Origin of the sequence: Acrocarpospora sp. B8E8 (genome assembly GCF_039871605.1) — a bacterium.
In the GTDB taxonomy this organism is placed as follows: Bacteria; Actinomycetota; Actinomycetes; order Streptosporangiales; family Streptosporangiaceae; genus Acrocarpospora; species Acrocarpospora macrocephala.
This window is the reverse complement of record NZ_JBDPLV010000011.1, coordinates 33485-59457: the sequence shown is the minus strand read 5'-3', so window position 1 is coordinate 59457 and position 25973 is coordinate 33485. Positions and strand designations below refer to the sequence as shown.

The following is a 25973-nucleotide window of genomic DNA, read 5'->3' as shown; positions in this document are numbered from 1 at the left end:
AGGCCTATGACCGATCCCACCGGTGGACGTCTCATCGCCGAGCGCTACAGGCTTGAACTCTTCCTTGGCCAGGGCGGGATGGGTGAGGTCTGGGCCGGGTACGACGTGAAGCTCGACCGGCGCGTCGCGGTCAAGTTGATGAAGCAGAGCGCCACGCATGCCGCATCGGCGGAGGACGCCGAGATCGCACGGCAGCGCTTCCTCCGCGAGATCAGAGCAGCTGCGAGCGTGAACTGCCCGGGGATTCCCGCCGTGTATGACACTGGCGTCGATCCTTTGACGGGCGACCTGTACCTGGTGATGGAGCTATTGCACGGCGCCGAGCTCAGTGATCTGATCGCTGAGCAGGACTATACGGATCATCCGCCGTCGACCGCCTGGGCCGCCGCCATCGGTGCCCAGATCGCCGCTGCACTGGTGGAGGTGCACAGGCTTTCTGTCGTGCACCGTGACATCAAGCCGCGGAACCTCTTCGTCACGCTCGGCGGCATCATCAAGATCCTTGACTTCGGAGTTGCCGCCCTGCTCAGCCGTGATGACGTGCCGAAACTCACCCGAATCGGGGAGAGCGTCGGAACACCGCCCTACATGTCTCCGGAGCAATGCGTCAGCAGTGGAGTCGGTCCCGCCGCCGATGTGTACGCTCTCGGCTGCGTGCTGTTCGAAACGTTTACGGGACGGCCGCCGTTTATCCCCAACGGGAGCAGGTCCTTCCAGTATCACCATGTGCACTCTTCGCCTCCGCCGCTCAGCCAGTATCGGCCTGACGTTCCTGTAGCGATCGCCGATCTCATCCGGGCCATGCTGGCGAAGACGGAGGAGGACCGTCCGGGTGCGGAGACTGTCTACGACGTGCTGCTTCCGTTCGCCCAGGCGGGGGACGCTGCCGCCGTACGCGAAGATCTTGACCCTACACGACCCTTCACTCGGCCCATGGGGGCGACGCCACGCAGGCGAGCCACGGCCGTGTCCGCTTCGGCCGTTCACGACGGCGCCCCCCTAACTGATGACGAATTCGAGTCCGTCGTAGCGCATGCTCAAGAGCTTGCGGAGGAGCAGCAGTTCGCGCAGGCGACCGATGTGCTGCAGGCGGCGATCGATCGCGCCGGGCACAGCACGGCACTCACCGCCGACCTCCAATTCCGGCTGGCGGGGATTCTGCTCGCCGCAGGCTCCTATAGGCGGGCGCTGCAGGAGTTCGAGCAAGCCCGGACGATCTATGCTGATCTTTACGAGAACAATGACGAGGGGCTACTGGAGAGCCGCTACTACGCCGCATTGTGCCGATCACTCCTCGGAGAGAACACGAACGCCCTTGCGGGTTTCCAGGCACTACTGCCCGACTGGCTCCCAGTCATCAGCCAGAACGATTCAAGAACCGACGTGATCCGAGTTCAGATCGGTACGCTGTTCGCGCGGCTTCAGCGCTTTGCAGATGCCCGTCGCGCTTTCGGCGAGGCCCGTCGCGCGCGAGTCGCCCGGTTCGGTGAGAGCTCCGCCGAGGTGGCCGAGATCGACGAATACCTGCTCCGCCTCGGTCAGTACGAACGGTAGATACCTCGCGCTGTTCGCCTTCGCCGTGGAAGCCAGGAAACGTGGCGAGATTCGGTGCACGACCCATGGGGGCGGTCGGGTCTTTCGAGGCATCGTCGTCCTCGACGTGGGGTGGCATCGGACCGGGGAGCTATGCGTCTCGGGTCCTCAAGGGGACGATTTGGCGTAGTCTGACGTTCCATCCTTAGGTGCGGTTATGCACATAGAACCGAGCAGATTCACCCAGTGAGGACGCATGGCGAACTCCCGCCGTACCGCGGCATCCGAGTGGGCGACCATCGTCGGGTGTGTCGTCGCCGTGGCTGGCTTGGTCGTCGCCATCTGGGCGTTACAGATAGCGCAGAAGTCTTACGAGCATGACCTCGCCTTGCAGCCCTATCCTTCAAACTCTCAGAACGTCCGACATTCGGTCTCGCCGCTGCCGGATTCCTCGGGTGAATTCAAACGGTCTATCCCGAAAGATAGTTCCACTCGGCAAGACCAGAGCATGTTGGGCGAACTAGCTTTTCCATTCCCGGCCACCAATGCCACGCCCTGGTGGGTCACCGTTTCGTGGGGGATTGGACTCGTGCTGGCGCTGGCGCTGGTATGCGGCCTCTTCTCCTTCGGTCGGTACGCGAAGCGTCTCAGTGAAGAAGGGGGCCAACTGATCGTATTCGGTCTGCTGGTGACGGCCCTGGGGGGCGTGTTCTATCTGTACGCGTTCTGGGCGGCGGTCGCCTGGTGGTGCCTCGTCTACCTGTTGATCTCATTGGTCATAAACTGGCTGGCACTCGTGCTTGGCTTGGAAATCGGCGTTAACCGACGCAGGCGCGGAGCTCGTTCCCTCAATACAGGCAGACCTTTGAGAATAGCGGAGCTGCAGCAAGATCCAAAGATCGTTCGACGGTTGCGATCTTCCGCCTCCAATGCGGATCGGTTTCCCCGCACGCCGCCGGCGCATCGCCAACAGGAGCTGTGGAACATAGTATTCGGGGAAAACTATGAGGCGAGCTAGATTCGCTAATAGAGCGTTTGATCCGGCGGGATTCATGAGCTGGGCGCAACGCTTCTATCCAGGGCGCCGACCTTTGGTCATGGGAGGCCGATGAGCAGGCGGAGGGAGCCCAGGAACTCGGGCTGGGTGCGTAGGTGGCCGTAGTGGGTGTCCCAGGTGCCGTTTGCGAGGTCGGTGCGTAGGTGTTCGATTGCGCGGGATTCGGCGGTGGGGTCGACGAAGCCCCATGCGGACTGTGATTTGCGGACGGCTGGGTCCAGGAAACGTTCGGGGCGGGCGTAGTAGGCCTCGGTGAAGCCGTCTGCGCAGTCGATGGGGATGGGGACTGGTTCGACTCGGGCTGTGGTTCCGATGTGTTGGGCGATCCAGTCGATCTTGGGGTAGCGGAGGCGTTCGGCGGTGACGAGTTCGGGGGCGTACTCGGCTAGCCAGAGGAGGTCGAGGGCGTCGCCGTCGAAGGTGAGCACGACGACGGGGCCGCGGGAGACGCGGCGTAGTTCGCGTAGGCCCTGTTCTGGGTCGGGCCACTGGTGGACGGTGATCGACGCCAGGGCGGCGTCGAATGTGTTGTCGTCGAATGGCAGCTGTTCGGCGGTGGCGTTCAGGGCGGGGACCCGGCGGGCGGGGCGTTGTCCGCGCATGACGGCGGACGGTTCGACCGCGACCACATACCGGTCTTCCGGTTCGTACGACCCGGCGCCCGCGCCTACGTTGATCAAGCTGCGTCCCTCGCCCAGAGCGGCATGGACCAGGGCCTCGATTCGCGGATCGGTACGGCGCTGAGTGGCGTAGCCGTACCCATGGGTGTCGTAGTCGAAGTCCCCGGCTGGGGCGGTTGTCATGGGTTCTCCATTCCGGTCTGGAGTGATTCCGGCGAGTAGGGCAAGCTGGGGCGACTCTGTCGGGGGGAATGTGGTGTTGGTCGAGGGTTTGGTTGGGTTCGGGGCTGGGTTGCTGATCGCGGTGTTCACGACTCCGGTGGGGGTGTCGGGGGCGGTGTTTCTCCTTCCGGTTCAGCTCAGCGTGCTGGGTGTGCCGAGCCCTGCGATAACGCCTACCAATCTGCTGTTCAACGTCGTGTCAGGGCCTGGAGCGCTCATGCGCTACCGGCGGAACGGATCGCTGATCAGCCCGCTGACCAGGCAACTCATCGTCGGCACCCTCCCCGGGGTGGTCATCGGCGCGATCATCCGTGTCTTCGTCGTGCCAGGCCCGCAGGTGTTCCGGATCCTTGTCGCGGCATTTCTGCTGCCCCTCGGCGTCTGGTTGTGCGTGCGAACTCTGCGTCCGGAACGGCACCGCCCCGCGCGGGAGGTGCGCACCCGCACGATCAGCCTGCTGGCCCTCGTCGTCGGAGTCATCGGCGGCGTGTACGGCATCGGCGGCGGCTCGATCCTGGGCCCCATCCTCGTCGGATGGGGAATGCCGGTCGGATATGTCGCCCCTGCCGCTCTCGCCTCGACCTTTCTGACTCGATCGTGGGCGCGCTCGCGTACGCGGTCCTCGCCCTTACTACCTCAGGTGACATCGCGCCCGAATGGCTTCTGGGCCTGGTCTGCGGCTTCGGCGGGCTGATCGGCGGCTATCTGGGCGCCCGGCTTCAACCTCGCCTTCCCGAAACCGGCCTGCGTCTCCTCCTCGGCGCCCTGGCCATCGCGGTCGCCCTCCTCTACGTGCTGCAGTCGCTCTGAATCAGAAGGAGACCGGGCGTGGCTGGTAGGGCTCGGTCAAGGCGGACTGCTCCTCCGGCGAGAGGGTGAGGTCGGCGGCGGCGATCGCGTCGTCCACGTGGCGTTCCTTGGTGGCTCCAATGATCGGGGCGGTCATGCCCGGCTGGTGGAGCAGCCAGGCCAGGGCCACTGTCGCCGGGGCGACGCCGCGCTTCGCCGCCAGGTCGGCCACGTTGGCGAGGATGGTGGCGTCCGCGGGGCCGCCGTACAGCTGCTGCTGGCGGGCTCCGTCGCCGACCTGCCGGGTTGTGTCCTGTTCTGTCCCCGCTCGCGCGAGGAGTCCCCGTGCCAGGGGACTCCAGGGGATGAGGCCGACGCCTTGGTCGACGCAGAGGGGGTTCATCTCCCGCTCGTCTTCTCTGTACAGGAGGTTGTAATGGCCTTGCATGCTCACGAACTTGGTCCAGCCGTGCTTGTCGGCCACGTGCTGCGCTTTCCCGAACTGCCACGCCAGCATGGACGAAGCGCCGATATATCGGGCTTTGCCCGCCTTCACGATGTCGTGGAGGGCTTCCATGGTTTCCTCGATGGGGGTTTCGTCGTCCCATCGGTGGATCTGGTAGAGGTCGACGTAGTCCGTACCGAGACGGGTGAGGGACGCGTCGATCGAGGCCATGATGTGCTTTCGCGACAGGCCGCCGTCGTTCGCGGCTTTGCCGACGGGGAAGCGGACCTTGGTCGCCAGGACGTAGTCCTCCCGCCGGGGGAAGATCTTTCGCAGCAGGTTGCCGGTGACGATCTCGCTGGCCCCGGCACTGTACACGTCGGCGGTGTCGAAGAAGGTCACACCTCCGTCGGCGGCTTTCCGGACGATCGGCTCAGCCTGCTCCTCCGGCAGCACCCACCCGTTCCAACTTCCCGGATCGCCGTAACTCATCATCCCCAGGCAGATCTTGCTGACCTTCAGCCCGGTGTTCCCCAACCGCACAGAATCCATGCCCCGACATTAGCCAGCCCGCCAGAGTCGCGACAGCGGGGGTTCCGGCTGGGGGGAAGCCGGAACCTTCGGGTGTTACTCGAACACGGGATAGCCGACGCAGGACCTGGTGGAGAGGCGCCTGACCGAAGAGATCTTGTCACCGAAGTTGTAGGTGTGCAGGTTGCGGATGTACTGGCCGGAGCGGATGCAGAAGCGATGGTCGCGGTAGCCGCTGTCGACGTACAGAACCCAGGCGTCCTCGGTGTCGTTGAAAACCGAACTGGCCTCGTCGCCGGCGCTACCGAGGCTGGAGGTGCTGTCGTAGTAGAGCCAGATCTTTCCGGCCAGGCTCTGATGCTCGCCGAGCCGCAGGGCGCCCGCGCTCGCCTGCGCCGGAGCTGCGGTCAGGGCGGCGGCCGACAACACGGTCAGCCCGGCAAGGGCAATGCTCATCGCGGCACGCCGCAGGTTCGTAGCCATGTTCTTCCTCCGTATGTGATCGCACTGGGCGTCGCACCCAGGCATCCCTACGGCGTGACATCGAGTTCCGCGCCCGCTGGAACGCCCGGGAACAGAGCGGAACTCCTGGAACTCGGCTGAGTAGTTGCAATGCAACGGCACAGACTTGATTTCCATGTCCCCCTGGTGCGGCACACCGATTGTCACGCGCGACATCTTCCGCCAGAAAGTGGACGGCATGCGCCGCCACGCCCGTCATCGGCGCTAGCCCGGCTCCGGCCTCGCCTGGGAGATCAGCGGTTGCGCAGGACAGTGACCTCCCAAGGGGGAACCATGATGGCCTACAGGCAGTTCACAACTGCGAATAGCGGGCGAATGCTCTCAGGAATTCTTCCAGAATTGGAATAGATAGTCCTCCGGGTAGCTCGGGTCGGAGGTGGGGCGGCGGTGGGCGAGGACGTTCCAGACGGTGTCTTCCTCGCCGAGGAGCAGGTAGGCGGTCTGGGTGTTGAGGAAGACGTCGCTGACGCAGATTTCGCCGAATTCCGAGAACAGCTGGGATGATATCGGGTCGTCGCTCCAGTCGTCCGGGTCGACCGGGTCCGGGGGCTCGGACCAGAGTTCGAGTTTGACCGTCGCGTACATGCCTGATGTGAATCCGAGAATGAGCGCGCAATTGTCCATGGTCTGGAACCAGGTATCGCTGCCGAATTCAGTGATGTCGAAGTCGGTGCCGACGTCGTGGATGAAGAATTGGCCGTAATCTAATCCGACGCTGTCCTCGCTGGTTTCCTGTAAGGGCATGGGTGGTTCCTCGGGGCGGGCGCTGAAGTCTGGGAGTCCACGAAACAGGACGTGGGGGACGATCGTGCCGCAACGCGTGATCGATTGGGTAACTTCGCGCGCCGATGGAACGGGGTGGAACGGGATGGAACGCCTTAAGGCAGGGGCGGAGCTGTTTCCACGCTGCCTGTCCCACCGTGTTCGTCTTATCGCGAAGAGTGATCAGGGAGTTCTTCTCATGGAGATATGGCATGGGCACGCGCGAGTGAGCATGATGATCGCCGGGGTGGCCGTCGCGGGGGTCGTGCTCAGCGGATGCGGGGCTCTCGGGCTGACTTCCACCGCGCCGAGCAACGACAGCACGTCGACGGCGAGCGCGGAGGACCCGGTGGCCAAGGAGACCGAGGAGGCTCCTGAGGTTCCGGCCTTCGCGAGCGACCTGGAGCGCGTGTGCGCGGACGGCCTCGGGTTCTCGGGGCTGCCCGAGTATCGCCGCTCCGACAAGGGCCTTCATCCCGCCGTGCTGATGCGCAAGTCCGACGATTCCTGGACGCAGAACTCGATCTCGGCAGGGGATTACCCCAAGGGCTGGATCCTCGACTTCGGCGACGACGTGTCCAAGACCCAGCTGGTCGCCTGCTACGAGCAGACCGGCACCACCCCGGCCGGAAAGGTCTGCGACATGGAGGAGAAGGAGACGAAGAAGGCATACAAGATGACGATGTACAACACGTCATACCTGGTCCGTGTCGTGGACGCCCGCACCGGCAAGACGATCTCCCAGCACAAGGGCAGGGCCGCCTCCACCACCTGCCCGATAATCACGTTCTTCAGCGAGGGCGACGACAAGTCGAAGTACTACACCGAGGCCTCCGCCAAGGACTACCGCACCTTCCTCAGACGCTATATCTCCACCTGACCTCAGACGGCGAGTTCGGGAGTGGTCTTGACGCGATGGAAGAGGGCCGTGGCCTCGTCACGAAGATCTTGCGGGATCGGCCCGGACTCGGCCTCGTTCCGCTGAAGCGCTTCCTCCAAGAGGTCCCGCTCGATCTGACGTTCCACCGCGGCATCCACATATGCCGAGAAACCTCGCGCGCCGACGCGCTCCCGATCGCTTGGATGGTGCCCGCACGCAGGGACACGCTCACCTTTTCCGCTGGACCGTGACCCGGCGGGAATCGTTCCTCCTCCATGCCCATGAGTATGCAATGGGTGCAGGTCCCCCCCGAGGGACCTGCATCCGGTTTGGGTTAGGAGAGGTTCCACTTCTGGTTGGCGGCGCCGGTGCAGGTCCAGATTTGGAGGCGGGTGGCGTCGGTGCTGGTGTTGCCGGTGACGTCTAGGCACTTGTTGGCGGCGGGGTTCACCAGGTCGCGGGCGGCTGTGTAGGTCCACTGCTGGTTGGGGGCGCCGGTGCAGGTCCAGAGTTGGGCCTGGGTGCCGTTGGCGGTGCCGTGGGAGACCAGGTCGAGGCACTTGCCCAGGGCGCGGAGGGTGCCGTCGCCTGGGCGGGTCCACTGCTGGGCGGCGGTGCCGTTGCAGGTGTAGAGCTGGACGGGGGTGCCGTCGGCGCTGCTGGCGCCCGCGACGTCGATGCACTTACCGGCGAGTCCGGTAATAGGGGTCCCGCTGCCCCCGCCGGAGCCGGGAGTGCCTGACCAGGTGAAGGTCGCGGTCGTACGGGCGGGCAAGTTGTACACGAAGGACTGGTTGCCCCAGTTCACCCGTACGGACTGGGCGGACGTGCCGCCGTTGTGGGCGATCAGGGCCTTGGAGCCGTCCGGGTTGCGCCAGGCGACGTTCTGGATGGTGGTGTTGTTGGTGGAGTCGATCCGGAACGCGCCGGGCTTGACGAACTTGGACAGGTGGCCGGTGGTGTAGTACTCGATCGTGTAGTCGATCTGGCCAGCCCGCGCGCCGCCCTCCTGCACGGTGATCAGGCCGGTGCAGACGTCGCAGCCGCCGTTGTGCGGGCCCTGGAACTGGTTGAGCGCGAGGCTCCACTTGACCAGGCTGCCGCTCCAGTTGCGGGCGTAGGTGACGATGTCGTTCAGGTCCTCGTTGTGCTGGTTGCCGATCCAGTTGCCGCCGGAGTGCTCGGTGCTGAACTGTTTCACGGCCGGGAACTGGTTGTGGACCTGGGTGCCGACGGCGGGGTCGCCGAAGTAGCCGTGCCAGGCGACGCCGCCGAACAGGGGGTCGTTGCGGACGGCCGCGTCGTTGAGCACGCCCGAGCCCATGGTGGCCCAGTCGCCGTAGTTCCAGTCGTGGATGAGCACCTTGGTGGTGATGCCGGCCGCCCGGAACGCCGGGTAGATGTGGTTCTTGGTGAACTCGGCCAGGCCGGAGGAGTTCCAGCTCATGCCCGGGTAGTTCATCGCGGGCGGGTTGGCCGCCTGGCAGCAGTTGGGCTCGTTCTGGACGGAGATGTAGTCCACCGGGATTCCGGCGGCCTGGTAGCTCTGGATGTACTTGACGAAGTACTGGGCGTACATCGGGTAGTACGAGAACTGCAGCCAGCCCATCTGGTCCATCCGGCCGTTGTCCTTCATCCAGCCGGGCGCGCTCCACGGCACCCCCTTCACCCGGAGCGCCGGGTTGAGGGACTTGGCCTGCTGGGTCAGCAGGCGGACGTTGGTGTCATAGCCGTTGGCGCCGAAGTCGTTGAGGTTGCAGCAGGTGTCGTCCAGCGAGACGTTCCCCGGGCGGGACAGATCGGAGGCGCCGATCGGGTTGCGCACGAAGCCGAGCCCGATGCCGTCGACCGGGTGGAACAGCTTGCGCATCGCGGCGTCGCGGGTGGCGGCGCTCACGGGGCCGCCGCGCAGCAGGTAGGCGGTGGTGTCGGTGATCGACGCCCCGGCGCCCTCGAACTGCTGGTACGTGGTGCCCTCGTTGACGGTGATCGTGTGGTTGGCGCTGCCGCCGGCGGGGCCGAACGTGATGGGGGACTGCTGCTGCAGGCCGCGCGTGACGTTGCGGCCGCCGGCGTCCGAGGTGGTGGTGAGCCAGATGTTGACCTGTTCGTTGGCGGCGTACGCGGGCGAGGCGATCACGGGCCCGGCGACCCAGACGGCGGAGGCGAGGACCACGCCGAGGGTGACGGCCCTGCGAGACGGACGGAACACGAAGGATTCCTTTCACGACAGGCTCCGACGGGCCGGGAACCGTCGGCGTAACAAATGAAACAAGGCTTGAAACATGTCTTGTTGGAGAAGGACAACACGTGTGGAACTTGGTGTCAAGGCCCGTATATGTCGCATTCAGAGCCCGGAAAAGGGCCACCACCGCCCTGTGAAACAAAATGAAACAAACTAGGCGGCCGGGCCGGTCGAGCCGCGGATGATGAGCTCGGTGCCCAGCGAGACGTGCAGGGCTTCCAGGGTGTGGCGGTCCAGCAGCCGCATCAGGAGCGCGACCGCCATGCGGCCCATTTCCTGCAACGGCTGGCGCACGGTGGTGAGCATCGGCCGGGTGGCGCGGCTCACGTCGATGTCGTCGAATCCGGCCACGGACAGGTCGCGGGGGATGCTGAGGCCGCGTTCCGCTGCGGCCAGTAGGGCGCCGACCGCCATCTTGTCGTTGAAGCCGACCAGCGCCGTCGGGCGTTCGGGGAGGTCGAGGAGTTCGCAGGCGGCGCGGTAGCCATTCTCGGTGTTCGGCTCGACGACCGTCCGCAGCAACTGGGCGGCGGGTAGCACGCCCGCGTCGGCGAGGGAGGCCGTATAACCAGCGAGCCGGGCGTCGCTGGCCAGCCAGTCCTCCGGGCCGCCGATGATGCCGACCCGGCGATGGCCGAGTTCCACCAGGTGGGACATGAGCTTGCGGGCCCCCGCGAAATGCGCGGCGGAGACGGCCACAATGTCCTTCGGCGGGGGCGTACGCGGATCGATCACCACGAACGGGAACTGGCGGTCGCGGAGCCTGACGAGCTCTTCCGCGGGTTCCGGCGGCAGGATGAGGATCGCGCCCGCGATGTCGGGCCGGTCGCCGAGGGTCGGCAGCACGGCAGTGCGCTGGGCGGCCTCACCCGCGCCGAGGATCAGCTGGCGGCCGTGCAGCTCCACGGTCTCGGCCACCGAGGAGACGATCAGCCCGAAGTAGTCGGTGAGCAGGTAGGGGCAGCGGACGTAGATCCCGCCTGGGACCGCGCCGCGCCGCCGCGGCGCCTGGTCGCCGAGCCGGTCCACCGCGCGGAGCACGAGCTCCCGGGTGTGCGCGGCGACATTCGCCTGGCCGTTGAGCACCCGGGAAACGGTCGCGATCGACAGGCCCGTCTCGGCCGCGACATCCCGGACCGTCGCCCGATTTCCCGCCGATCTGGCCACCGCCACAGCATATTGACTCCCTCAACTTAAGCACCAGAATGAGCGGCTCGCCGCTATCCGGCGCCTGGACCTGGCCTCCCGGGTCACCGGCGGTGGGTCAGGAAATCGCCGACCGCGGTCTGGAACTCGGCGGGTTTCTCCACCCAGGGCAGGTGGCCCGCGTTTTCCAGCACGACCCGGGAAACGCGCGGCAGCGCGTCCGCCAGCGAATTCACCGACCAGCGGGGGCGGATGTCATTTTCGCCGTCCACGATCAGCGCGGGCACCTCGCAGGCCCGGCAGCGGTCGTGGAGTTCCGTGGCCCCCCAGGTGAGCTTGTCTTCGGCATTGATGGCGGCGTTGTAGTCGAAATTAACGCCGAACCAGGGACTGGCCATGCTCTCGGCGTGTTCCAGCCCGTTATCGGCGAATTCCGCCGACCATTGGAGCACACACATTTCCCGCTCCTCGGCCTCCGAACGCGCCCGGCCCTTCAATTCCGCCCACCGAGCCAGCCGCCCGCCCAAACGCTCCTGGAAATTCTTCTGGTACGGCTCCCGCCACGTGGCCACCGGATCGATTCCCGTACCGGCGATGTAGATCAACCCGCTGACCTGCCCGGGATTATCAAGCGCATAACGCAACGCCAGCTGGGCTCCCCAGGAATGCCCGGCCAGCACCATCCGCTCCAACCCGAAATATCGCCGTACGGCTTCCAGGTCCGCGAGCGCCCGACCCCACGTGTACGGCCCACGCCGATCCGATCGCCCGCATCCCCGCTGGTCCCACCGATGGACCGTAGCCACATTTTTCAGCAGATCGGCCATGTCGCCGAACATGTCCCACAATCCCGGGCCGCCGTGACAGAGCACCACAGGAACCCCCTGGCCGACCCGCGTCGCCCACAAGCGCACGCCGTCGTCCGTCTCCACCGTTTCCGCCGGAAATTCAGAGGCCAAGATAATCCTCGATCAGATACTGGCATCTATGCCATTTGTAGGTGATCGTCCCCACCTCCCGCCAGCGCCGGTTGAGCAGCAGCAGCCGCAGGATCGGATACGGAAATATCACCCCTTCCTGGGCCGTCAGCTCCCGCCATTCCATCCGTGTCGGCAGGTAGACCCGCGCCCGCGCCATCCGCCCGAACCCAGGCCCCAGCTCCGCGATCTCCGCGTTCAGATCGGCGTGGATCGACTTGATCTCCGGCATGAGCGGCCGTAACCCCGAGAAATAGAAAGCCGCCACCGCCCCGATTGTCTGCGGAACCGACAGATCCCGATCACCAAGATCGGCGGCCTCCTCAATCAGCTCAATCAACCGATTGAAACAGCCATTTATGCGGATAAATCGGGCGAGCCGTGGGTCATCGTGGTCGTCATCCAGGGCGGGCAACCTCGTCCGATGCCCGAGCGTCAGCAGTTCCCGATCATCCCGCCCATCCGACCGCGCCGCCAGAACCAGCACCCCGACCACCAGCACCACCGTGACCAACGTCACCGCGATGATCAGCCACACCACGATCGTGGCGATCGCCCCCGCCACCGCGGTCAGCGCCGAGGTGTAGCTGACCGCCGTCCAGCACACGGCCGCCACCGCCGCGCAGAACATCACCGCCTTGACCAGCCGCCACCCCGACTGCGTCCCGATGAAGGCGAGCACCACGGCCAGCACCAGCGCCACCAGCGGATCCCGCAGCCACCCGGCCACCCCGTCCGCGTCCAGCCCGTCGACGAGCCCCGACCCCGGCGTCTCCCCGGCGGGCAGATTCACCGCCACGGCCACCAGCACCCCGGCCGCCGCCCCGAACAGGAGCACTTTCAGCAGCCGCGACGACACGAGCGCCGACAGCACGATCAGTACGATCGCCGTCACCGCTCCCGGCACCGGCTGGGTCACCCAGGCGACCACAACGCCCCCAGATATCAACCAGGTCCCATAGCCAGCCGCATTGCCGCCGACCAGGCGATTCACCGCCACGGCCGTCCAGATCACGGCTTTCTAATTAACTGGAACGCCCCGAAGAAAAGTGTCCGAAGGCCCCCGGTCCTTCGCGCCTCAATTCTTGGCAAGCCACGCCCTGCAGGCAACCCGTTAACGGAAACAGTTCATCTCCGACAGCGGAGCCGGCGGAACGCGAACAGGGCGGCCAGCGATTAACCGTTCATTGCGGGCGGCGGAGCGGGCGGAGCGCGAGCAGGTCGGCCGGCGATTGACCGTTCATTTCCGGCGGCGGAGCAGGCGGAACGCGAGCAGCGCGAGCAGGGCCACCAGCAATTGCCCGCCGAGGACGAGCCGCCCGACATCGAGCGCCGGTTCCCAGCGGACCTCGCCGTCCTTGATGACGTAGGCCCCGATCGGCCGTCCGTTGATGCCCCCGCCGCCGCCCTCGCCGGAGCCCAGCTCTCCATTGCCGTTGCCGAAGCCGCCCCCACCTCGGATGACGGAGGCGGGGATGACCGTGATTCCGTCGCGTTCGTACGGTTCCCCGTACACGCGCTGGGCTCCGGTGAGGCCGGACAGGAGCTCTCGAATATCCATACCCAAGTGTGTCCCCAATTCCATAGCAAGTGGTCGCCAAGTGGCCCGGCGTACAACGGAGGCATGGAAATCAGGCATCCGAAGCCCGCAGACGCGGACGCGATCTACGAACTGGTGGCCGAGCACGACACCCGGGTGCTCGGACGGCCGGACTTGACTCCGGCGGACGTACTCGATCAGCTCACCGAGCCCGACTTCGATCCGGCCGCGGACGGCTGGCTCGCCTACGAGGGGGAGCGGCTGGTCGGCTGGGGCTGGGCCTGCCGCAAGGGGGAGAGCGACCGGGTGGACATCGACGTCCGCGCCCGCGGCGCCGAAGCCGAGGAGGCGCTCTGGGAGCTGGTGCTCGGCCGGTTCAGCGGCGTCACCGCCGACATCGGCATCTACGCCCAGGACACCGCCCAGCAGGAGGCGGCGAGGGCGCGCGGGTTCGCGCCCGCGACCAGCTTCCACCGCATGCGCATCGATCACAACGGCGAGCCCGCGCCCTCGTTCCTGGCGGGCGTGACCGTCGAGACCGGTTCGGGCGACGACGAGGAACTGCTGCGCGCCGCCCACGCGATCAAGGAGGAGGCATTCGCCGAACATTTCGGGCACGTCCCGCAGAGCTTCGAGGAGTGGGCCGACGCGCGGGAGGCCTCCAGCGCGCACGACTGGGGGCAGGCGCTCGTCGCGAAGGTGCACGGCGTTCCCGCGGCCGTGATGGTCGGCACGAACCACTTCGTCCCCGACGAGAACTGCGGCTACGTGCTGACCTTGGCGGTCAGGCCCGCCTTCCGCGGCAAGGGTCTCGGCAAGCTGATGCTCCGCCGCGCCTTCGCGGCCGACTGGCGTCGCGGCCGCATCGGCACGATCCTGCACGTGGACTCCGGCAACACGACCCCGGCCCTGGACCTCTACCTGTCGGTCGGCATGCGCCGCATCCTCGCCATCGACATCTGGCAGAACACCCTCTGAGCAGGAACGGAGGACACACCGGCCGCGCGAACTCGACGCGGCTGGGGGGTAGGTGCCGGCGAACCACCGCCGAAGTCAGGTGCTCACCCTCCTCAATACCACGCGCAGTACGCCGATGAACACGTCGATCTCGGCAGGCGTGATCACCAGGGGAGGTGCCAGGACGACGGCCTGGCGCACCGACCCGACGAGCACGCCGCGCTCCCTTATCGCCTCGACGACCGGCTGCGCGGGCACCGACAGGTCGAAAGCCCACCAAAGGCCGCGGCCACGGACGTCGACGAGCAGATCGGGGAACTGACCGCGCACGGACTCCAGGCGCTCGCGCAGGTAGGCGCCGGTCTCCGCCGCCTTGGCGACCAAGCCTTCCTTCTCGATCAGGTCGAACGCCGCGATACCGGCCACGCAAGCCACCGGGCTGCCACTCATCGTGGTCCCCAGTGACGCGAAGACTTCGGGCCGGGCCAGCACCGCCCCCAAGGGGAACCCGCCGCCGATGGCACAGGTGACGATGTCGGGGTCGACGCCCCACAACTGGTGGGAGAACCACGTCCCGGTGACGCCCATGCCGCCCCGGTTCTCGTCGCAGATGAGGAGCGCGCCCCGGCTCGTGCACAGCTCCCGCAGCCCGGGCAGGAAGGCGTCGGCGGGAACACGCCCCTGGATCGGTTCCACGATCACCGCCGCGGTGTGCTCGTCAACGGCCGCCGCGGCGGCGTCGAGGTCATCGAAGGGAACGAACTCCTCCTCACGGCAGGCCATGACCTTGAGCCGCCCGGTGTGGGCGCGGGCCAGCTCGAGTGCGTAGTCGATGGCCTCAGCGCCACCGGAGGTGAGGCAGGCCTTGGTGAGCCTGGCACCGGCCACCCTGGTGAGACGTTCCGCGAACTCCACCTGCACCGGCGCCACGAAGCGGTCGTACCCGTCGACATGAGCGTAGCGGCGGATCTGCTGATGCACCGCGCTGATCACCTCCGGCCTGCTGTGACCCACGCCGGGGACCGCGGTGCCGGACGTCATGTCGAGGTAGACCCGCCCGTCGGCCGCCTTGATCGTGCACCCGGACGCCGCCACGATGACTGAGTTCAGCATGTGTCGAACCGGTGGGTGAACCATCTGCGGGCACGCCGCAGTTCCACGGCGCTGTCGTGCCCCCGGGCATTCCAGTCGGCGTCGGGTACGACCCGGCCGGGCAGGTGCCGAGCGGCGAGCGCCACCCGGGCCCGGTCCTCCACCGCGTAGAGGCGGGTGGCCGCCTCCACCGGGTCCGCGCCGACGGCGATCGCCCCGTTGGCCCGCAGGAGCATGGCCATGTACGTCCCCAGGCGACCGGCCGCCGCGGCGCCCCGCTCCGGCGTGGAGACCAGGGCGACGTCGTCGTACACCTGGACCCGGCGTCCGGCCAGCAGGCCAAGCCCGTGCAGCACGGGCAGTTCCGCGGCACCGGTGCCCCAGGCCACCGCGGCCGGGGAATGCCCGCGGCAGATTCCGCCCACGTCCGGTCGCGCGGCGTACACCGCCAGATGCAGCCAGATCTCCAGCGGCACGTCGAACAGCGGACCGGACACGGCTCGGCCCGCGGCGTCGAACACGATCACGTCCTCGGCGCCGGCGGACAGCAGCGGACGCGTCGAGGTGATCGCCGCCCCGCCGTCGGGGAGCCGGGCCGAAACGTGCCCGAAGGCCTCGATCAGGCCGGCGGCGGCGATCATCCGCGCCGTCCGCGCCACCTCGGCCCGCAGCTCCTGCACCGCGCTCACCGCGGTGCCGCTGTCCACGCGTCGAGCCAGCCGATGAGATGCGTAAGGGTTTCCGGCAGGGCCAGCGGCGTGTCGCGGCCGTCCCCGCGGGCGAAGATCGAGCGCACCGATCCCGGAGTGGCCGAGCGCCCCTGGCCGGACAGCCGCTCGCGCAGCGCCTCGGTGGCGGCCTCGAGCTGGGCCCGGGTGGGCATCAAGGTGACCACTCCAGGGAGGAGGTCGAGCACCCCCGTGAGCGTCCTCGGCCCGGACACGCCATGCTTCACCGCCGGGATGCCGTCGGTGCGGCGCCGTTCCCGATCGGCCAGGAAGCTGACATGGGTCAGGCCGGGCGACACCCAGGCCCCGATCCCCGCATAGGACGGGGCGAGCCTGCCGAGCACCGCGGCCAGCACGTCAACGAGCGCGTTGTGCACCTCGGCGTACGCCTCCCGCTCCCCGGGCCCCCACCGCCAGGTGCCGTCCCGCAGCGGCACGGCGGTGCAGTCATCCCGGTACGGCGAGACCGAGGTGCCGCGGGACTCGAACAGCCCCGGGTCGTCATAGGACGTCGCCGGGCTCTGCTCGCCCCGCCACCAGTAGGCATGCTCGTACGGCACCAGCCCGAGCGGCTCGCTGACGATGAACCGGTCGAGCACGAACCCCTCGCGCACCATCGGCGTGACGTCCAGCAAGCGGCCGTCCTCACCGGAGTCCAGGCACTTCTCCAAGCCGTCCGGAACCGGCCCGCCGATCGGCGCCCACCCCGCGTCCAGCAGGGCGGAGTTGATCCCGCGATGCTCCCGGCTGGTGGGATACGGCTTGTACTTGGTGCAGGGCACCAGGAGCGCGATGCGGCCCACCGCGCCGGGCACGGGCGTCGGGGTCCACTCCCGCCGGATGAACTCCAGCCAGGAGGCGACCCTCGGGTGCCGGAGCGCGTCCAGATTCTCCTGCGGCGAGTAGAAGCGCAGATCGGGATCGAGGGCGAACGGCGGCCTGATCTTGCGGGCCGAAGCCGTCAGCCTTGCCTGCCTGGTCAGCGTTTCTGCGTTCATCGGCCGTTCTCCTCGGTTCTGACCACGAACCGCATCGCGGTCGGGTCGTAGTTGTTGCACGGGCTCAGGTCCTGCGGGCACGCGGAGATCAGCACCACCAGGTCCCGCTCCGCGCGCAGGGTCATGGTGGAGCCGGCCGGATGCGTCGCCGGGTCGGTGACCACCTCTCCGTCGGCGGTCACCCGGTTGTGCATGAAGACGTTCCAGGCGTTCTCGCCGCGCACCACGAGGCCGAGACCGAGCAGGTCGCGCGCCTGGCGCAGGTTATTCAGGCAGTTGCGGTGCTCGGTCACCCCGTAGGAGTACGCGTACCGTTCGGGGTCGCAGCACGGGACCACGATGTCGTGCTCGCCGACGTCGTCGCGCAGGATCGTGAGCAGGGGGTTGCGATGGTTGGAGTACACGCTGTGGCCCACCTTCAGCCGCAGCGAGGTGTTGACCGCGGCGGTGTGCGCGGGCGACAGATACTCCTCGGGGTTGTCCGCGTCGTAGGCCACCAGGTCCGCCACCTGGCTGCCTTCCAGGTCGATCACGTCGAGCAGTTGCCCGGCCGCCACGCGCACGCCGCGGCCCTCACCTGCGGGGATGACGGCTTCAGTGATGATCATTCATGCCTCTCCGGTGGTGTCAGCAGACGTGCGCCGAGCCCGGCGGCTGCGGGATGGGCGGGGTGACTCGTGCGGCGCGGCCGGCGGCCGGGGTGTTGCGGCTGGACAGCGCCTTGATCTCGCCGTCCACGAGGACCGCGCTGATGCCGGGGATGTCCCCGCGGGCCAGGGCGCCGAGCGCGTCGGGCGCCTGCGACCCCCAGGGCGCGTCCAGCACGACCAGGTCCGCGGGACGGCCCGGTGCCACGATCCCCGCCTCGAGCGAGTAGACCGATGAGGCGTTGCCCGTGGCCCAGGCCCACGCGACGGCGGGGTCGACACCGGCGAGGGAGCTCAGCTCCGCGACCGTCTTGATCACGCCGAGTGGCATCGTGCCCGTGCCCGTGGGGGTGTCGGACCCGAGGACCACGCGCCGCTCGGCGCCGTACTCGCCGACCAGCGCGACCAGTTCGATGGCGCTGCGCAGGTTGCCGGCCTGGACGAGCTGCAGGGCCATGCCGGTGTCGCGGACGATCGCGCGCAGACCGCCTGCGTCCAGCGAGGTGGGACCGCCGTTGAGATGGCCGCAGACGTCCGGCCGGAGCAGGAGCAGATGGTCGGTGGTGATCGGCTTCGAACCGGGGATGGAGGCGCCACCGGAATGGCAGGTCACCACGATCCCCGCGGCCCGCGCGTCCCGGATCTGCGGCACGCCGTCGGCTGGGTCGGCGTAGCGGCCGAACCCGAACTTGGCCCAGCGCACCCCGAGCTCGGCGAGTTCGCGCAGGTCGTCAGCGGTGAGCACCGGCTCAAGGACGACCGAGCCGCCGTTGACCTTCATCCCGCCTGGGCGGTACGCGCTCCAGGACCGCTGGGCGATCACGGCGAGCGCCTTCACTCCCGCGGCGTCGTGCGGGCGGCCGGGCAGGTGGATCTCGCCCGGCGAGATCACCGAGGTGATCCCGCCGTGCAGGTAGGAGGCGAGAAAGCCCACCGCGGTCTGCCGGGGCGTGTAGTCGCCCAGCACCACGTGGCAGTGGGAGTCGATCAGGCCGGGGGCCACGGTGGTGCCGAGGGCGTCGATCACCTGGTCGGCCTCGCCGGGAGTGACTCCGGTGCCGACCTCGGCGATCTTTCCGTCCTCGATGAGGATGGCGCCGGGATCGGCGACCGGCGCGGCGATGTCGCCGGTGATCAGGGCGCCGATGTTGTGGATCAGTGTGCGGCTCATCGGGCCAGCTCCGAAAGGTGGCTCAGCCCGGCCCTGGTCACCAGTTCCCTGGCCAGTGGCCGCGAGCGTGCGACGAGGTCGGCCACATCGACGGTGACCACGTCGCCATCGGCCACGCTGGGCCGCCCGGCGACGAGGACGTCCTTCACCTCGCGGGATCCGGCGACGTAGACCACCGCCTCGTAGGGGTCGTGAACGTTGGCGAGAGCGGGCGAGGAGCCATCGAAGACGACCAGGTCAGCGGCTTTGCCGGGCTCCAGGGAGCCGACGGTCGCCGCCATGCGCAGCGCCCGGGCGCCGCCGATGGTGGCCATCTCGAAGGCCTCGCGGGCGGTCATGGCGGTGGCCTGCAGGTGGTGCACCCGCGCCAGCAGCGCGGTGGCCTTGACGGCCTGCAGCATGTCCTGGCTGTCATTGGAGGCCGCGCCGTCGACGCCGATCCCGACGTCGACCCCCAGCGCCCGCAACTCGGCCACCGGGGCCGCGCCGGAGGCGAGGATCATGTTCGCCACCGGGTTGTGCGCCACCCCCACGCGGTGCCTCGCCAGTAGGTCACGGTCGGCGCGGTCGGCCCAGACGCAGTGCGCGGCCAGGGTGGGCGCGGTGAAGAGCCCTTCCCGGGCGCAGTGGGCGATCGGGGTGACACCGAACCGCTGGCGGGTGGCGGTGACCTCCTCGCGGACTTCGTGCAGATGGATGTGCACGCCGTGCCCCCCGCGCACCGCGAGGTCGGCGGAGGCGGCGAACAGCTTGTCGCTCTGCCCGCCGACGGCGCCGATGCCCACCCTGAACGTGCACAGCCGGCTCGCTGCCGCCGCCTCCCGGAGCGCCTCGTGCTCCGCCAGCTGCGGCGCGACCTCGCCGGCCGAGCGCAGGTCCCCGGCGCCGAAGGAGACCACGCCGCGCAGGCCCAGCTCGTCGAGCGCCGTCACCACCGCCGGCGTGACCGGCTCCGGCCGCGGCTCGCACACGAACATGTCGTTGGCGGTGGTGATGCCGCTGCGCAGCATCTGGATGCCCGACAGCATCGTGGCGACGTAGGCCATGGCGCGGGTGAGGTGGGGGGCGATCGGGTTGATCAGCCCGTGAATCCACTCCCCGAGGGTGTACTGCTCGCCGATACCGGCGAGCAGGCCCTCCGAGAAGTGCCCGTGGGTGTTGACGAACCCCGGCGTCACGATGTCGTACGGACCGCCGAGCGCACCCGCGTCCGGGTGCGCGGCCCGCAGCTCGTCGTACGGGCCGACGTCGGCGATGCTCTCGCCCACGACGAGGACCGCGCCGTCATCGACCACGGCGGGCGTGGCCGAGGTGAGCACGTGGCGGCCACGGACGAGGATGCTCTCTGCGATCATCAATCGACGCCGATCGACTCGTCGATGAACTCGTTGGTGACCAGGTCGGCCGGTTGCACGCCGCTGACGTCGGTCTTGGTGTACGTGCCGACGATGCCGATGAGTTCCTGCACGCGGTTCATGTCGAAGTTGCCGAGGATCTTGTCGTCGCCGTTGCTCACCAGGCCCAATTTGATCTGCTCGTCGATCGAGGCCTTGGCCCGGCCCGCGGTGTAGATCCAGCCGGTGTCATAGGTGTCGACCAGCTCGACGATGAGCGCGTTCGTCTTCTCGGAGTTCTGGACGTAGTCCTTCAGGGACCGCTGGATGATCGGGATCAGCTTCGACAGGCAACCGGCCTGTTCGGTCACGTCGGCCTTGCGCACCACCAGCGACTGGAAATACTCCGGGTAGCCGACGTCGTGAAGGAGCTGGCCCTTGACCGGGCGGCCCCACTGGGGCATCTCGTGTTCGTACATATAGGGCTCTGAGGTGATGAAGCCGGCTTGGGCCTCCTTGCCGCCCGCGGCGACGAAGGCGCCCGGCTGGGGGACGCTCCGGTCGGCCTGGGACTCGGTGACCAATCCCTTTCCGAGCAGGTATTCCTGCCAGACGGCGTTCTCCGAACCCATCTCGATCACGACGTTCTTGGCCTTCAAGTCGGCGATCGCCTGGACCTCGGGGTAGGTCTTCGGATCCCAGAAGATGGCGTAGGGGCTCTTCTCCAGGAGGGCCATGATGGAGACCACCGGCGTGTCCTTGAGCGCGACCATGTACTCGGTGACCCGGCCGAAGCCGATCAGGATCTCGGGGTCCTGGTACAGCAGCGAGTGCGCCGACTGGTAACCGACCGCCGAGCCGCCGATGCGGATCTGGGCGTCGACTCCGGTGTCCTGACCCGCGGCCAGGAGCGGTCCGGTGACCGACTTGGTCCGCTCGTCGATCTCGTACTTGTCGCCGAGGAGGTGGTAGACGCCGCCGTGCTCGGCCTCGGGCTCCCAGTCGGCCTGGATCACCACGGTGCTCGGGCAGACGCCGGACAGCACACCCTGACGGTCGGCGGTGGTCGAAGCGGTCGTTTGCTCCGCCGAGCAGGCGGCGAGCAGCCATATCCCCACGAGGAGCGCTGCCGCGCTATTGGGTCCTTTGCGCATGTTCTCGGTCCTTTCACTGCGCCTGGGCGTGGGTGAGCCGGTCAGCGCCGGCCGGCGGGTGGTCCAGCTCTCCTTCGAGAGAGGGGGAGGAGACCTGTCGTTCTGCTGCTCCCCACGCGTCGGACCAGCGGCCGACGATCCGCCGCCCGAGTACGCCGAAGATCCAGAAGACGAGAATGCCCAGGGCTGCGGCGACGAACATGGTCGCGATCATCTCGGCCGACTGCAGGCGGGAGCTGTACCGGGACAGGAGCAGGCCGAGCCCGGTCTCGCCGCGGCCGAAGAAGAAGTCACCGACGATGGCGCCGACGATGGCCAGGCCCGCGGCGGTCTGCAGGGCGACGAAGACCTGCGGCAGGGCGGACGGGATCTGCAATTTGATCAAGCGGGTGAGGCGGCCGGCGCGGGCCAGCGTCATCAGGTCGTGCAGGCCCCGGTCGGTGCTCAGCAGCCCCTGAAGCGGATTGATGATCAGCGGGAAGGCGGAGATGAGCACGCAGACGATCACGCGCGCGGTCAGCTCGTAGCCGAACCAGAAGCCGATGACGGGAACGATCGCCAGGATCGGGATGGTCTGCAGGAAGACGGCCCACGGATAGAGCGAGCGTTCGATCCAGCGGGCCTGTGCCATCAGGATCGCCAGCACGGAGCCGATGACGAAGGCGATCGACAGGCCGATCGCCGCCACCTTCAGCGAGACCAGGGCGGCGGTGAGGATGTCGGCGCGAGTGTCGGCCACCAGGTAGCCGTCCACGATCACCTGATGCGGCGGCGGGAGCAGGAAACGCCGATCCGCGTCGAGGATTCCGTAGGTCACGCCGTACCATCCGGCCAGGACCAGGACGAAGACCGTCAGCGGCGGCAGGGCCAGCCCCAAGGTGGACGTCCTGCGTTTCGCGGTCATGACGCCACCTCCAGGGCACGGGCGACCTGCCCGGCCAGTTCGACGAACTCCGCCGTGTAGCGCAGCTCGGCCGGTCGCGGGAACTCGAAGGGGATGGGGAACTCGGCGACGATCCGGCCGGGGCGCGCGGACATGACGGCCACCCGCGTGGACAGGAAGACCGACTCCGCCACCGAGTGGGTGATGAACAGCGTGCCGAACCGGCGCTCGACGAAGAGGTCCATCAACTGGAGGTTGAGGCGGGCGCGGGTGATCTCGTCGAGGGCGCCGAACGGCTCGTCGAACAGGAAGAGCTCGGGTTCGAGCACCAGCGCGCGGGCCAGGCTGGCCCGCATCCGCATCCCGCCGGACAACTGCCGGGGCAGGTGTTCCGCGAAGTCCGCGAGACCCACCGACTCCAGCACCGCCTGGGCCCGGGCCCGCACGCCGTTCCTGTCGCCTCTGGCCAGGTCACCGAGGAGTTCGACGTTGCGCCGCACGGTTCGCCAGGGCATCAGGGTGGCGTCCTGGAACACGTAGCCGATGTTCGTGGTCGTGGTGCGGACCGTGCCCGACGTCGCGGTGTCGAGGCTGGACGCCAGCCGCAGCAGCGTCGACTTGCCGCAGCCGGACGGGCCGATCACGGAGACGAACTCGCCCGCCGCTATCTCCATGGAGACCGGGGCGAGGGCCGTGGTCCGCCCGAACGATTTGGTGACCGCCGCGAAGGATAGCAGCGGGCCGGTCATGTCAGGCCGTCCCGTCCGGCCACGTCGGCGGCGGCCAGTCCGCCGAGCCGCGCGTTGAGCCGCCCGCGGTTGGCCACGGCCACCGCGACCAGCACCTCGCCGGGGAGCGGCGCGTCGGCGGGGAACAGCGTGACCGCGTCATAGTGATCGCGCACGTAGAGGGCGTCCTTGTGCGCTAGGGGGATGGTCAGCGGGGTGCCGGCGGCGCCGACGCAGGTCGCCGAGGAGACCCAGGCGGCGCCGCCGCCGACCGCCTTCCGCAGCGCGTCGCCGAACGGTGTGGTGATGAACGCGACGACGTGCTCCTGGACGCCGCCGGTCCCGGCGATCCCGCCCTTGCCGTAGCTGAGCGCCGGTTCTCCGAGGGCCCGCACCGCCAGGCCGGCGAGCAGCGCGCCGAGTTCCGGCGACCAGTCGACGGCCGGGGACAGGTCCTCGACGTACCGGCCCGCGAACGGGTTGTCCAGGATCGCTCCAACGACGACCTTCCGCAGCGGCCGGTCGGCGGGGACGCCCTCGCAGGAGCGGTCTTCGGTGACCTGGGTGACGAACCGGCGGATGGTGAACTCGCCCATCACACACCCGACTCCGTCGCCGCGCGCCCGGCCGGCGGGAACACCGCGTCGAACAGGCCCGCCTCCAGTGATTCCAGGTGGTGCACGACGTCGTCGGTGTCGGTGACGTCGGCGTACTTCATGTGCACGTCCATGAGCGCGACCTTGTGGGAGAGCTGGGAGCGGTCGAACACGGCCTCGTACGGGATGGTGACCTTGAGGTCGTAGGAGATGCCGTCGACGGCGGTGGCGCGGACGCAGCCGCTGGTCGTCGAGCCGGTCAGGATGATCGAGTCGGCCTTGAGGTTCGTCAGGTGGCTCATCAGCGGGGTGCCGAAGAACGCCGACGGTTTGCGCTTCTCGAGGAAGATGTCGCCGTCCAGCGGCGCCACCTCGTGGACGACGTCGTTGCCGCGGTGGCCCATGATGTCGACGGCGTCGGCGGATCGGTGACTCTTGTCGTTCCACACCCCGAGGTCGAAGCCGTCCGGGCGGCGCGGGTTGGTGGTGTAGACGATGGGCAGCCGCTTGCGCCGCCCCACCGCCAGGATGCGCTGGATCGCCGGGATGCCGCGGGTCCACGCCTCGGGGCCGCAGGAGTACCGCCACCGGCTGATCGAGTCCAGGATGGGCTCGGGCCTGTCGCCGCAGAAGTTGTAGTTGACGTCGATGACGACGATCACCGGACGGGTGCCGAAGCCGGCCCGGCGGCCCCAGCCCGCCGCCGTGAAGACGGCGCGGTCGGTCTCGTCGAGGACGTCGTCCCAGGGGGCCACGCCCCTGCCGTAGAGCTCGCCCACGGTCAGTTTCCCTTCATCGAGGTGTACTTGAGCGTCTCGGGGGAGAAGCCGGGGCGGGAGAAGTCGGTGCCCAGCCAGCGGCCGCTCGGGGCGACCCGGGTCGGCTCGGTGACCGCGTAGGCCTGCTTGCGGCCCGCGGGGGTGCGGGGGAGGTAGACGCCGCGGGACTCGCCCACGGGACGCATGCCGGGGGAGTCGTCGGCCCACTCGGCGCTGACCCGGCCGCGGAGGATCGTCTTGACCGGCCACCCGGTGAAGGTGTGGCCCTCCATGATGGACCAGCCGGATCGCGTGTTCAGGTGCTCCTTCCCGACGGTCACCTCGCGGCCCGCGTCGACGATCGTGATGTCGGCGTCGAAGCCGGGCAGCAACGAACCCTTCCGGCCCCACAGCCCCGAGGTCTTCGCGGGATTCTCACAGACCACCTGGACCAGGCGCTCGATCGAGATGCGGCCCTTGGCCACCCCCTCGGAGAGCAGGACGGGCAGCAGCATCTCGACGCGGGAGAAGCCGGTCCGGCAGTCCCAGATGTTGGCGTTGTACATCTCCTCGTAGGACGAGGGCTCCCAGCCGACCACGTGGTCGGAACCGACCACGTCGACGATCCCGTCGGCCAGCGCCACCCACAGGGCCTCGATGTTCTCGCGGCGGCGCAGCGGCACGTTGATCCGCCAGCCGTACTCCGGCTCGGCCCACAGCCAGGCGGGGCCGGTCTGGGCGTAGACGTCGACGCCTTCGCCCCGCGCCTTCAGCACCTCGTCGAAGCTGAGCTGGGTCGAGCAGTGCTGGAGGTACAGGGAGACACGGCCCGGCGTCTGCTGGGCCAGATAGGCGTAGGCCCGGATGTGCTGCGCCTCCAGGAAGTCGGGGGAGCGGTCGGTCCAGGCGCCGAAGTCGGTACGGCCGGCCGCGCGCAGCCGCTCCTCGAAGATCCGGCCGATCTCCCAGTTCTCGGGATGGATGTGCACCATGCCGCCGTAGCGGGCGGCCTCCTCCATGACGCGGTAGACCGTGCCGTCATCGATGCCGGTGCCCAGGCCCGCCCGGCGGGACGGCCAGTTGTTGTCCTCGGCGTCGGACATGCCCTTCATCCCGCGGGTCTGCAGGTAGAGCTTGTAGTCGGTGACGCCGTGCTGTTCGACGTACTCGGGGATCTCGTTGGCCTGCTGGTCGGTTTCGAGCATGTAGGTCAGATAGGCGTCGGTGAAGGAGACGTCCTCGATCACCTTGCGCGCCGAGGGGAACGCCTCGTGGAAGGAGACCACGTCCTGCTTGCCGACGACCTCCTTGAACGGTTTGGTGCCCAGGCGCGTGACCGGCGCCTGGATGCCCCAGGTGGTGATGCCGGCGCAGGCCGCCGCGCGCGACTCGGTGCGCATGTCATATTCGAAGGGCACGTAACAGCCGGGGTGGGCTTCGGAGTCCACGACGCCGGGGATGACGTAGTCGCCGCGGGCGTCGATGACCTCGTTCGCGTCGGGCAGCAGTTCGTCAGCGGCCAGGGCCACGATGACGCCGTCTTTGACACCGACGCCGAGTTTGTACTTCCCGTCCCCCAGGACCACGGTCCCGCCGATCACCTTGAGGTCGAGTTTCTCTTGTGCCATGTGGGTGCCTCCACCGAAGGGACAGCAGGA

27 protein-coding genes are annotated in these 25973 nt (G+C 68.1%); 5 read left to right on the top strand and 22 right to left on the bottom strand.

Annotation, left to right across the window (positions count from 1 at the left end):
- Positions 1–6 precede the first annotated feature (6 nt).
- Both ABGB08_RS12770 and ABGB08_RS12765 read left to right on the top strand, forming a co-directional pair.
- On the top strand, positions 7–1554 hold the full coding sequence (locus ABGB08_RS12770) for a serine/threonine-protein kinase (protein ID WP_347589684.1): 1548 nt from the start codon (positions 7–9) through the stop codon (positions 1552–1554).
- A gap of 235 nt (positions 1555–1789) precedes the next feature.
- Entirely contained in the window at positions 1790–2551 is a 762-nt protein-coding gene (locus ABGB08_RS12765; RefSeq protein ID WP_347589682.1) for a hypothetical protein, read from the top strand.
- A gap of 77 nt (positions 2552–2628) precedes the next feature.
- On the opposite strand, the gene ABGB08_RS12760 is transcribed toward ABGB08_RS12765, so the two are convergent.
- Complete coding sequence (locus ABGB08_RS12760) at positions 2629–3393, bottom strand: class I SAM-dependent methyltransferase (protein ID WP_347589680.1); 765 nt, start codon at positions 3391–3393, stop codon at positions 2629–2631.
- 73 nt (positions 3394–3466) lie between these two features.
- Between ABGB08_RS12760 and ABGB08_RS12755 the strand changes: the two genes are divergently transcribed.
- Positions 3467–4126 (top strand): sulfite exporter TauE/SafE family protein, encoded by a 660-nt coding sequence (locus tag ABGB08_RS12755; RefSeq protein WP_347589678.1) that lies wholly within the window; start codon positions 3467–3469, stop codon positions 4124–4126.
- 117 nt (positions 4127–4243) lie between these two features.
- On the opposite strand, the gene ABGB08_RS12750 is transcribed toward ABGB08_RS12755, so the two are convergent.
- The 3 genes from ABGB08_RS12750 to ABGB08_RS12740 form a co-directional block, all read right to left on the bottom strand.
- Positions 4244–5218 (bottom strand): aldo/keto reductase, encoded by a 975-nt coding sequence (locus tag ABGB08_RS12750; protein ID WP_347589676.1) that lies wholly within the window; start codon positions 5216–5218, stop codon positions 4244–4246.
- 75 nt (positions 5219–5293) lie between these two features.
- On the bottom strand, positions 5294–5680 hold the full coding sequence (locus ABGB08_RS12745; RefSeq protein ID WP_347589674.1) for a beta/gamma crystallin-related protein: 387 nt from the start codon (positions 5678–5680) through the stop codon (positions 5294–5296).
- A 360-nt stretch (positions 5681–6040) separates the two neighbouring features.
- Positions 6041–6463, bottom strand: coding sequence for a hypothetical protein (locus ABGB08_RS12740; protein ID WP_347589672.1), 423 nt, complete (start codon positions 6461–6463; stop codon positions 6041–6043).
- Between the two features lie 217 nt (positions 6464–6680).
- Between ABGB08_RS12740 and ABGB08_RS12735 the strand changes: the two genes are divergently transcribed.
- Entirely contained in the window at positions 6681–7361 is a 681-nt protein-coding gene (locus ABGB08_RS12735) for a hypothetical protein (RefSeq protein WP_347589670.1), read from the top strand.
- 2 nt (positions 7362–7363) lie between these two features.
- Here the strand turns inward: ABGB08_RS12735 and ABGB08_RS12730 are convergent, their stop codons facing one another.
- The 6 genes from ABGB08_RS12730 to ABGB08_RS12705 all read right to left on the bottom strand — a co-directional run bounded on the left by ABGB08_RS12730 (position 7364) and on the right by ABGB08_RS12705 (position 13290).
- Positions 7364–7507, bottom strand: a complete 144-nt coding sequence (locus ABGB08_RS12730; protein ID WP_347589668.1) for a hypothetical protein — start codon at positions 7505–7507, stop codon at positions 7364–7366.
- A 188-nt stretch (positions 7508–7695) separates the two neighbouring features.
- Positions 7696–9573 carry a ricin-type beta-trefoil lectin domain protein gene (locus tag ABGB08_RS12725; RefSeq protein WP_347589666.1) on the bottom strand — a complete coding sequence of 626 codons (1878 nt, stop codon included), beginning with the start codon at positions 9571–9573 and terminating at the stop codon, positions 7696–7698.
- A 186-nt stretch (positions 9574–9759) separates the two neighbouring features.
- Positions 9760–10773 (bottom strand): LacI family DNA-binding transcriptional regulator, encoded by a 1014-nt coding sequence (locus ABGB08_RS12720; RefSeq protein WP_347589664.1) that lies wholly within the window; start codon positions 10771–10773, stop codon positions 9760–9762.
- A gap of 83 nt (positions 10774–10856) precedes the next feature.
- Entirely contained in the window at positions 10857–11711 is an 855-nt protein-coding gene (locus ABGB08_RS12715; RefSeq protein ID WP_347589662.1) for an alpha/beta hydrolase, read from the bottom strand.
- Complete coding sequence (locus ABGB08_RS12710; protein ID WP_347589660.1) at positions 11701–12648, bottom strand: hypothetical protein; 948 nt, start codon at positions 12646–12648, stop codon at positions 11701–11703. Before ABGB08_RS12710 ends, ABGB08_RS12715 begins: the two co-directional genes overlap by 11 nt.
- A gap of 321 nt (positions 12649–12969) precedes the next feature.
- Positions 12970–13290: a spore germination protein GerW family protein gene (locus ABGB08_RS12705; protein ID WP_347589658.1), complete on the bottom strand. Its 321-nt coding sequence runs from the start codon at positions 13288–13290 to the stop codon at positions 12970–12972.
- Between the two features lie 63 nt (positions 13291–13353).
- On the opposite strand from ABGB08_RS12705, the gene ABGB08_RS12700 reads away from it, so the two are divergent.
- On the top strand, positions 13354–14247 hold the full coding sequence (locus ABGB08_RS12700) for a GNAT family N-acetyltransferase (protein ID WP_347589656.1): 894 nt from the start codon (positions 13354–13356) through the stop codon (positions 14245–14247).
- A 75-nt stretch (positions 14248–14322) separates the two neighbouring features.
- On the opposite strand, the gene ABGB08_RS12695 is transcribed toward ABGB08_RS12700, so the two are convergent.
- The 12 genes from ABGB08_RS12695 to ABGB08_RS12640 are packed head-to-tail and all read right to left on the bottom strand — an operon-like array spanning position 14323 to position 25943.
- Positions 14323–15339, bottom strand: a complete 1017-nt coding sequence (locus tag ABGB08_RS12695; protein ID WP_347589654.1) for an aspartate aminotransferase family protein — start codon at positions 15337–15339, stop codon at positions 14323–14325.
- Complete coding sequence (locus ABGB08_RS12690; protein WP_347589652.1) at positions 15333–16025, bottom strand: class II aldolase/adducin family protein; 693 nt, start codon at positions 16023–16025, stop codon at positions 15333–15335. Before ABGB08_RS12690 ends, ABGB08_RS12695 begins: the two co-directional genes overlap by 7 nt.
- Positions 16004–17044: a hypothetical protein gene (locus ABGB08_RS12685; RefSeq protein ID WP_347589650.1), complete on the bottom strand. Its 1041-nt coding sequence runs from the start codon at positions 17042–17044 to the stop codon at positions 16004–16006. Before ABGB08_RS12685 ends, ABGB08_RS12690 begins: the two co-directional genes overlap by 22 nt.
- The gene (locus tag ABGB08_RS12680; RefSeq protein WP_347589648.1) at positions 17041–17652 is read right to left on the bottom strand and encodes an urea carboxylase-associated family protein; all 612 of its coding nucleotides are present in this window, start codon (positions 17650–17652) and stop codon (positions 17041–17043) included. Before ABGB08_RS12680 ends, ABGB08_RS12685 begins: the two co-directional genes overlap by 4 nt.
- A 19-nt stretch (positions 17653–17671) precedes the next feature.
- A complete protein-coding gene (locus ABGB08_RS12675; RefSeq protein ID WP_347589646.1) occupies positions 17672–18862 on the bottom strand; it encodes an amidohydrolase family protein in 1191 nt (396 codons plus the stop codon).
- Entirely contained in the window at positions 18859–20217 is a 1359-nt protein-coding gene (locus ABGB08_RS12670; protein ID WP_347589644.1) for an amidohydrolase, read from the bottom strand. Before ABGB08_RS12670 ends, ABGB08_RS12675 begins: the two co-directional genes overlap by 4 nt.
- The gene (locus ABGB08_RS12665; RefSeq protein WP_347589642.1) at positions 20217–21350 is read right to left on the bottom strand and encodes an ABC transporter substrate-binding protein; all 1134 of its coding nucleotides are present in this window, start codon (positions 21348–21350) and stop codon (positions 20217–20219) included. The genes ABGB08_RS12670 and ABGB08_RS12665 overlap by 1 nt, the downstream gene beginning before the upstream one ends.
- Before the next feature lie 13 nt (positions 21351–21363).
- Positions 21364–22254, bottom strand: coding sequence for an ABC transporter permease (locus ABGB08_RS12660; RefSeq protein ID WP_347589640.1), 891 nt, complete (start codon positions 22252–22254; stop codon positions 21364–21366).
- Positions 22251–22982 carry an ABC transporter ATP-binding protein gene (locus tag ABGB08_RS12655; RefSeq protein WP_347589638.1) on the bottom strand — a complete coding sequence of 244 codons (732 nt, stop codon included), beginning with the start codon at positions 22980–22982 and terminating at the stop codon, positions 22251–22253. The genes ABGB08_RS12660 and ABGB08_RS12655 overlap by 4 nt, the downstream gene beginning before the upstream one ends.
- Positions 22979–23557, bottom strand: coding sequence for an amino acid synthesis family protein (locus tag ABGB08_RS12650; protein WP_347589636.1), 579 nt, complete (start codon positions 23555–23557; stop codon positions 22979–22981). The genes ABGB08_RS12655 and ABGB08_RS12650 overlap by 4 nt, the downstream gene beginning before the upstream one ends.
- The gene (locus ABGB08_RS12645) at positions 23557–24336 is read right to left on the bottom strand and encodes an isochorismatase family protein (RefSeq protein WP_347589634.1); all 780 of its coding nucleotides are present in this window, start codon (positions 24334–24336) and stop codon (positions 23557–23559) included. The genes ABGB08_RS12650 and ABGB08_RS12645 overlap by 1 nt, the downstream gene beginning before the upstream one ends.
- A 2-nt stretch (positions 24337–24338) precedes the next feature.
- Positions 24339–25943: an amidohydrolase family protein gene (locus ABGB08_RS12640; protein ID WP_347589632.1), complete on the bottom strand. Its 1605-nt coding sequence runs from the start codon at positions 25941–25943 to the stop codon at positions 24339–24341.
- Positions 25944–25973 lie beyond the last annotated feature (30 nt).

Coding starts and splice junctions, on each gene's coding strand:
- ABGB08_RS12660 (WP_347589640.1), bottom strand. CDS start 22,254: ATGACCGCGAAACGCAGGACGTCCACCTTGGGGCTGGCCCTGCCGCCG.
- ABGB08_RS12650 (WP_347589636.1), bottom strand. CDS start 23,557: ATGGGCGAGTTCACCATCCGCCGGTTCGTCACCCAGGTCACCGAAGAC.
- ABGB08_RS12740 (WP_347589672.1), bottom strand. CDS start 6,463: ATGCCCTTACAGGAAACCAGCGAGGACAGCGTCGGATTAGATTACGGC.
- ABGB08_RS12655 (WP_347589638.1), bottom strand. CDS start 22,982: ATGACCGGCCCGCTGCTATCCTTCGCGGCGGTCACCAAATCGTTCGGG.
- ABGB08_RS12665 (WP_347589642.1), bottom strand. CDS start 21,350: ATGCGCAAAGGACCCAATAGCGCGGCAGCGCTCCTCGTGGGGATATGG.
- ABGB08_RS12695 (WP_347589654.1), bottom strand. CDS start 15,339: ATGCTGAACTCAGTCATCGTGGCGGCGTCCGGGTGCACGATCAAGGCG.
- ABGB08_RS12745 (WP_347589674.1), bottom strand. CDS start 5,680: ATGGCTACGAACCTGCGGCGTGCCGCGATGAGCATTGCCCTTGCCGGG.
- ABGB08_RS12735 (WP_347589670.1), top strand. CDS start 6,681: ATGGAGATATGGCATGGGCACGCGCGAGTGAGCATGATGATCGCCGGG.
- ABGB08_RS12770 (WP_347589684.1), top strand. CDS start 7: ATGACCGATCCCACCGGTGGACGTCTCATCGCCGAGCGCTACAGGCTT.
- ABGB08_RS12765 (WP_347589682.1), top strand. CDS start 1,790: ATGGCGAACTCCCGCCGTACCGCGGCATCCGAGTGGGCGACCATCGTC.
- ABGB08_RS12750 (WP_347589676.1), bottom strand. CDS start 5,218: ATGGATTCTGTGCGGTTGGGGAACACCGGGCTGAAGGTCAGCAAGATC.
- ABGB08_RS12685 (WP_347589650.1), bottom strand. CDS start 17,044: ATGAACGCAGAAACGCTGACCAGGCAGGCAAGGCTGACGGCTTCGGCC.
- ABGB08_RS12670 (WP_347589644.1), bottom strand. CDS start 20,217: ATGATCGCAGAGAGCATCCTCGTCCGTGGCCGCCACGTGCTCACCTCG.
- ABGB08_RS12705 (WP_347589658.1), bottom strand. CDS start 13,290: ATGGATATTCGAGAGCTCCTGTCCGGCCTCACCGGAGCCCAGCGCGTG.
- ABGB08_RS12760 (WP_347589680.1), bottom strand. CDS start 3,393: ATGACAACCGCCCCAGCCGGGGACTTCGACTACGACACCCATGGGTAC.
- ABGB08_RS12680 (WP_347589648.1), bottom strand. CDS start 17,652: ATGATCATCACTGAAGCCGTCATCCCCGCAGGTGAGGGCCGCGGCGTG.
- ABGB08_RS12675 (WP_347589646.1), bottom strand. CDS start 18,862: ATGAGCCGCACACTGATCCACAACATCGGCGCCCTGATCACCGGCGAC.
- ABGB08_RS12640 (WP_347589632.1), bottom strand. CDS start 25,943: ATGGCACAAGAGAAACTCGACCTCAAGGTGATCGGCGGGACCGTGGTC.
- ABGB08_RS12700 (WP_347589656.1), top strand. CDS start 13,354: ATGGAAATCAGGCATCCGAAGCCCGCAGACGCGGACGCGATCTACGAA.